Origin of the sequence: Psychrobacter sp. HII-4 (assembly GCF_904846595.1) — a bacterium.
Classification (GTDB): domain Bacteria; phylum Pseudomonadota; class Gammaproteobacteria; order Pseudomonadales; family Moraxellaceae; genus Psychrobacter; species Psychrobacter celer.
Genome location: NZ_CAJHBJ010000058.1, coordinates 1 through 7,046, shown reverse-complemented (window position 1 = coordinate 7,046; position 7,046 = coordinate 1). Strand labels below are relative to the sequence as shown.

Annotated in this window: 7 protein-coding genes; all 7 read left to right on the top strand. The window is 45.2% G+C overall.

The genetic code is table 11. From position 1 onward, the window contains the following. The first annotated feature begins 364 nt into the window (after nucleotides 1-364). A complete protein-coding gene (locus JMX98_RS13195) occupies nucleotides 365-1,069 on the top strand; it encodes a hypothetical protein (RefSeq protein WP_201587240.1) in 705 nt (234 codons plus the stop codon). A gap of 720 nt (nucleotides 1,070-1,789) precedes the next feature. Further along, nucleotides 1,790-2,704, top strand: a complete 915-nt coding sequence (locus JMX98_RS13190; protein ID WP_201587239.1) for a hypothetical protein — start codon at nucleotides 1,790-1,792, stop codon at nucleotides 2,702-2,704. 57 nt (nucleotides 2,705-2,761) lie between these two features. Beyond that, entirely contained in the window at nucleotides 2,762-3,346 is a 585-nt protein-coding gene (locus JMX98_RS13185; RefSeq protein WP_201587238.1) for an alpha/beta hydrolase, read from the top strand. A gap of 340 nt (nucleotides 3,347-3,686) precedes the next feature. Beyond that, nucleotides 3,687-4,322, top strand: a complete 636-nt coding sequence (locus JMX98_RS13180) for a hypothetical protein (RefSeq protein ID WP_201587237.1) — start codon at nucleotides 3,687-3,689, stop codon at nucleotides 4,320-4,322. Between the two features lie 210 nt (nucleotides 4,323-4,532). After that, the gene (locus JMX98_RS14150; RefSeq protein WP_265089391.1) at nucleotides 4,533-4,892 is read left to right on the top strand and encodes a hypothetical protein; all 360 of its coding nucleotides are present in this window, start codon (nucleotides 4,533-4,535) and stop codon (nucleotides 4,890-4,892) included. 16 nt (nucleotides 4,893-4,908) lie between these two features. Beyond that, nucleotides 4,909-6,024: a CaiB/BaiF CoA transferase family protein gene (locus JMX98_RS13170; protein WP_201587241.1), complete on the top strand. Its 1,116-nt coding sequence runs from the start codon at nucleotides 4,909-4,911 to the stop codon at nucleotides 6,022-6,024. 102 nt (nucleotides 6,025-6,126) lie between these two features. Next, on the top strand, nucleotides 6,127-6,957 hold the full coding sequence (locus JMX98_RS13165) for a TIGR00366 family protein (RefSeq protein WP_265089390.1): 831 nt from the start codon (nucleotides 6,127-6,129) through the stop codon (nucleotides 6,955-6,957). Nucleotides 6,958-7,046 lie beyond the last annotated feature (89 nt).

Sequence of the window (7,046 nt, the reverse complement as noted above, 5' to 3'; positions counted from 1 at the left end):
GACTCTTTTTTGCCGCTTCATCGTTAAAAATAAGCGCTTAGAATGACTAAACTTATTATTTTTAACATCGAATCGCCTAAAAAATAGTCGCTGTCAGTGCCATGGTCGAATGTTCAACACGCCCTAGCCAATAAAGGGGTAAAAATGCTGGGTGGTAAACACCTTTGGCAATATAAGAATGGCGAGGCAAGATACCAAGCCCGCGGCATTAGTTAAAGGGCTTTTTTGCTAAGGATTGTTAATTTGATATCGAACGGACGATATCGCATCGGTCGCGCTCATCTAGACCGTATATCTAAAAACCTCTAAATAAGAGATAATAGCCGCTATAAAACCATCAATTCATACAACAAGGCCGTCCTGCATGACCAAAGAAAACCCTTATCACTTTTTGCCGTTACAACCCACTGGCAGAAACGAGACCGACAACGTAAACACCTACGCTCCTGAAGACATGATAAAAATATACGAGCAGCAGTTTCTCACGCACGTGCCTGAAGACCAGCTAAGCGAGTTTTTGCCCGCACTAAAGCAATTTTATGATATCGATGATAATACGTTGGACATCGCTGCGGTCATCTTTGATGCCATAGCGGATGCAGCGATTATCTATAATCACAAGGTAAAAGCAGGCGGTTATCAGATATTAGGCAGCTTGGTAACAGAGCAGCTGGAGTACGAGCAAGCCGAAGGCAGTAATGAAGGCTCAAACTCAAATGATAGCTCAGACAAACAAGCCTATACCATAGACTGTATGCGTACGTTTTTTATCAATGATATCGAGATACCGTACCACTTTAATCTATTTATCCAAGGCGACGGTTATTCTACCTTGACCGAAAAAAACACCGTGCTAGAAAAAATATACTGGCTGGTCCATGGTGAGTCTGCAGGCGATTTAGGCGATACAGCAACTTCTTTAGCATCTATTAACGAGGCGCTGGCCAGCTTGGACATCAGAGCGATGGATCTAAACACCATCCATCAGTTGCTCAACTATATAGAAGATCATCTGCTCGATGACGACATGGTAGACACGCTAAATACTCTGATAGATGCCGCTGAGTAGGTCTTGTCTTATGAGTGTGACTCATGACTCACCGTAAGTGTGAATACGCGACAGCCGTTGTCGCAGATGATATAAATACACTGTATTTTTATCAATCTTTATATTATAGTTATTGAGTCAGGCAGCAATAATTCTAAAACCATAACCGGATATAGTTGGTTCACTTTAAAAACGATACAATGCAGCTGGTATGAATTTTGCGCAGCATCTGTCAGCGTAGACACAGCAAGCAAGGAAAAATTATACCAGTTGCCCGTTCATATGAGCGTATCGATTTTATTTAGAACTGACTATAAACAACAACTGGACAAACAGTGAACCCTCGGGGCGCAATGCCTCACTTTTTAACTGAGTTGTCTTTAATGATGCTATTTTCGTTTTATCTTATCTTCCTTTGCCTGCAAAAATTCAAAAAAACTTAGTTATTAACACACATAAAACTAAAAAAACGCTCGTGAGTCTGACAAACGTGTTGACGATACGACGATAGCGAACTGCGTCAAAAAACCCGCTTCATAAAACAACTGCTTTACCAAAGCGATTAATCTACTTTCCTTTATAAATACTAACTGATAGATAAGTGACGTCATTTAATAAAATGGCGAACAGACTCGGCTTGCCGAAAACAAGGATATCGCCAAGTGCTGTCAAACAATAAAACCAGCAATTCGACAAACTATGCAACAAGCAACGCAAAACTAAAATAATAAGGATATGACAATGACAAAGTTAACGTATGAATTTGAGCAAAAACGCGTAGACAATATGCAGTGGGCAGGTCGCTCAAAACTGTCTGGGTTAACGGCATTGGCCAGTGATGAGCAAGGGCGAGTACGAAAAAAACCCTTGTTTTATCTCGAAAGTGTGTCGGTAGACAATTATGTAGATGACATTTACTTTGTGAATAATAGCGATGAGACGCTGAGCTTTGTCGCGCCATTTATGCCCTATCGAAACATAATAGAGGCAGGGGCCAAGCTCGGTGATATCAGTGAAGAAAATCTAAATAAAGTAAAGCTTTATAGTGATGACATGGCGAGTGTATACACCGATGTACTGCCCATGCAAGGCGTGCGTATCGGTAGCAGTCATATCATTTATGACAGTGATGCGCTGATGCAGTGGCTGATACACCTGCCCTTTAAGGGGGCTAAGACGCATTACGCCATTTGGCGCTTTAACGTGGTGGAGAAAGGCGGTATTGGTGGGTCTTATCCATTGCTATGGGAGGATTTTAGTAAGCCCTCGCACATAGTCAGTGCTGATTGTCTGTTTGAAAAGTCCGAAATGCCGATAGAGGCCAGTGTTTATGAGGAACGCTGTGCGCTGTTTGAGCGGCTGATTGGCGTCTTTGGAGTGGCCAATGCCATATTTGTCTTAGCGATTAACGATGTGCTGTATCGTTACTGCGTGGGCTGGAGTGCGCCTTATAGCGAGTCGGATATACAGGCGCAAGACATTGCTCTTAAGCTAAAAAAGCAAAAGCCGAAGGATGCGCAAGCGGTAAAAGGTATTATTCAAGCTGTTTATGACTTTTGGTTTAATGAGGGTTTTGCAAAAAATATTTCAATACAGGCTTGCGAGGAGATTTTGGCTTTATACCAAGCGCAAGTCGCTAGCCAAAAAGCGGTTTAACTTATAAGCCAAGTTAATAAAAATAAGCCTAAATAATTATTAAAAAAGGAGAACGCTATGATGTTTCCTATCGAAAACAATGACACGTTTTTGTTGTTTTTTCACGGTCTCGACTCAAGCAATGAGACCAGCAAATATACCTGTATCACCCGTGAGCCAAAGTATTGCCAAACGGTCAATTACCGAGACAACTTTGCAGAAGTGTTTGAGATTTATGATGCCTTGATTCGTGAAAAAATAACACAGTATCCGCGCGTGGTATTGGCAGGACATTCACTGGGTGGCTGGTTTGCCAATCATTTCGCTCATCAATACAACTTGCGAGCGTTATTGATTGCGCCTTGTATCTATCCGAGTGAGGTGTTGGCCGATCGTATTCCAAACATCTCTGATAGGAAGCTGTCTTTTCCGACATCAAACACCGAGATGATGCGGGTCATGGTAGAGGTCGACGATGAAAGCTTGGATGTGGCGGTGGCCAGACGAACCTTGGTCAATCTGCCTGAGAGCTGGGAAGTCGATTACTTCGACGGCGGTCATCACCGTATCGCCCGCAGTAGTGATATCTGGTATCACTTGGTTCACCTATGCGAAGATCCCATCGTTTGGGTGGATGACGCAACCTACTATGGAGAGGACTAAAGAGTGGGGGTGAAGGTTAAAGGATGGACTTCATCTAAAAAAAGCAGATATTTGAGGGTAAAATAATTATTCACAAACAGACACACGGTTCCGTATTTATTTACGCTTATCTGATGTGCTATCATCATAAAACGATTTATCGTGGGTTTAACAGTTTTGTATTGCCAATCGCTACTGACGACGATGATGTCAGTTGAATGATGGTGTGCAACCCTTGCAACTTCCAGCACGATATAAAACAACTCTGGTAAAGCGCATGAGCCTGTACTCCGACATCCTCATTTGTGCCTGATTTTATTATTTTTCGTCGGAGTTATAGGAATCTAAGGTGTCCACCATCATGAGCCACTCATCTCATCTTTCTAAATACACTCGTCACTATCGCCCGCAGCACCCGCTTTCTCAGTATATTGTTAATCAAATCAACACCTTAGAGGTGCGTGCGCCAGATATCATTAGAGCCATGGGCTATCCGTTAGGCCATACCATACCTGCTTGTGAGCGCTTGCGCCATGTCTTGTGTCATCGTCATCTTGGGCTTGATGGCAGTTATATGGACAGATACTTTAGTGCTGATGCGTTTTTGGCCACGCTGTTTGAGATACTTGAGCTGCCTTATCAGACATATGCAGAAGATATCGCCCAGATTAAAGCTCAAGTGGCGCAACCCTCTGACTCTTTGCCTCACTATCGCCTGCGAGCGCAGGTCGATTTTGCGTTTATTGACGGGGCCAATTGGCTGTCTCGATGGGGGTCGGCGTTGGCAACTGAGGTGCATTTACCAAGTGGGTTTGCGACATTAGATGAGCGCGAGCGCAAGGCGACAATCAAGCAGAGTATCCGTGAGCATTATCAGCAGTTTGATGGTCATTTACCTTACAATGGGGTGATTCAAGGCTATGAGCTGATGGTGCTGCAGCAAGATGAGGTCATCGAAAAAGTAGCCTATGGACTGCCGACCTCTAGCAGTGTGTAAGAATTTACTCAATAATCTTTAAATGTTGATCAATACCCCTTTGGACGCAGCTAAACAGTATCAAAAAAGGTCAATCGCGTCCTGATGGCTTTGAGCGCACGATCACCAAAAAAGTTGGTGTTTTGGATGCGTGCATGATGGGCGCGGGCATTGCTTATGTCACCGCCAAAGCGGGCATCGAGGTGATACTGCTCGATACCGATCACTGGATTGGCTCAGGCCAATACGCACCCCAAGCAGTTTATCGGGCTGAATTTATATCCACCACGCGCACAGCAACCATCACAACAAGAGCTAATCGATCGCTTGATGTTTATTCAAGCCAATGAGTCGGCTAAATGCTATCAAGAAAATATCGTGCGCTCTGTCGCGGATGCCAATATCGGTGCTATCTTTGGTTGGGGTTTTGTGCCGCATCACGGTGGTATGCTCCAATTTATCAATGCCATGGGGCTAGAGGCGTTTATCACACGCAGTCGTGAGCTTGCTGAGCAATACGGCGAGCGGTTTCAGCCAGCGCAAATAGTGCTCGATATGGCGGCTAAAGGTGAGGTGTTCTCTGATGACTAATGTAACGACTGACTTGATGACTGATTCAACCATAAACTCCATGGCAGACTGCTTACAAGGGCTGCGAGTGGTTGATTTGACGCGTAACCTGCCAGGGCCATTTGCCACGCGCCTGCTGATCGATTTGGGTGCAACAATCATCAAGATCGAACCCAAAAATGGCGACCCTGCTAGAGCCTTCGGTGAGCTGTTTGCCGCATTAAACCATGGTAAAACTACCGAAAGACATGACTTTCGGGATCCCAAAGGCATTGCGGCTATCAAAGCGCATATCAAAGATGCCGATGTCATGCTCGATAGCTTTCGTCCTGGTGTGTTAGCAGGCATGGGATTGGATGCCAAAACGCTGCATACGCTTAATCCAAAGCTTGTGATGGTATCAATCACTGGCTACGGCGTGACGGCCAAAGAGTCCAATGAGAGCGCTGCGATAGATGCGAGTGCGATCAATCACCCACGAGCCAGTCATGATTGGGCGCATAAAGCTGGCCACGATATCAACTTTATGGCGATGAGTGGTGTCCTTGACCAATTAAAAACCGCAAGTGGTGAGCAGGCCATGCCCAATGTACAGTTTGCAGACTTGGCAGGCGGCAGTGATACCGCTGTCATTGTGCTGCTCGCTGCAGTATTTGCCGCGCAGCGTACCGGCAAGGGTCGTCATATCGCGGTCAGTATGACCCACAGCTTATACCAGCATCTGGTCATGCCCAAGGAAACGGGCGCGCTGGTCAAAAGCTTTTCAGGAGACATGCCTGCGCCGCATTTTGATTTTTTGGGCGGGCTATTGCCTTGCTATCGATTGTACAGAACCCTTGATAATCGCTATATGGCGGTTGGCTCATTGGAGCTGAAGTTTTGGCAAGGGCTGTGCGAGGCGTTGGCACTGCCAGCACTAAAAGACAGCCATTGGCAGCTTGGCGTTATGCCAAACTCCCCTGAGAGTCAAGCGGCAGCAAAGGCTGTGAGCGATGCCTTTGCCAGTCAGACACTCGCTCATTGGCAGCGGCATTTCGCACCCATTGATGTCTGCGTCACCCCAGTGCTTAGCTTACAAGAAGCCAAAGCGCATCCGTTATTTGCCCATCAAGACAAGTACTACTCAACGCCTGGGTGGCAGCTGGTCGAGTGAGACTGTATGCAATGTGTAGCGGTTGGGGAAAATAGACGATAGGATAGGCTAGATAAAAATAACAGTGACCAAGGACGTCTTTAAATAAAAAGGAGTTTACTTATGAAAGCAATTACTCGTTTTTCCAATAGCTTGATGGAAAAATACTTACCTGATCCATTCTTGTTTGTGCTGATATTAACCTTAGTAATTTTTGTGATGGGCTTAGGGCTCACTGAGTCATCTCCTATAGAGATGGTCACGTATTGGGGCGATGGATTTTGGGCGCTGCTCGCCTTTTCGATGCAGATGGTGCTGGTGCTGGTCACAGGATTTGTGCTGGCAAGTAGTCCGATATTTAAAAAAGGCTTGGGTTACATTGCCGGTTTTGCGCATTCACCCAGTAGTGCGATTATATTGGTCACCCTCGTGTCTTTAGCAGCAAGCTGGATCAACTGGGGTTTTGGTTTGGTGATTGGCGCGCTATTTGCCAAAGAGCTGGCCAAACGGGTTCATGATGTCGATTATCGTTTATTGATTGCCAGCGCTTACTCAGGCTTTATCATCTGGCACGCTGGGTTTTCAGGATCGATTCCGTTGTCTATTGCCACAGAAGGGCATCCGTTTGTTGATACCATTGGTGTTATTCCAACGAGTGCTACCATCTTTGCGGGCTACAATTTAATTATCGTCGCGGCATTGGTGATTATCGTGCCTCTACTAAACCGCATGATGATGCCAAAAAAAGGGGACACCATCACAGTCGATCCAAAGCTGCTGGTGGATCCTGTCAGTGAGACACTACCAGCTAAATCAGAGATGACACCAGCTGAGCGTTTGGAGAATAGCTGGGTTTTATCGATGGTGATCGGTGTGTTAGGCATTGCTTTTATTGTTTATTATTTTGTCCAAAATGGGTGTAATGGACATTTTTCATGCTGGCGTATGGTCTAACGCTATATACTGTCTATATTTGCAAGGAATCAACGCCATGGATCAAAAAACTGCCCTTTTTGTCGTGATAAACACACCAAGAAGAATGG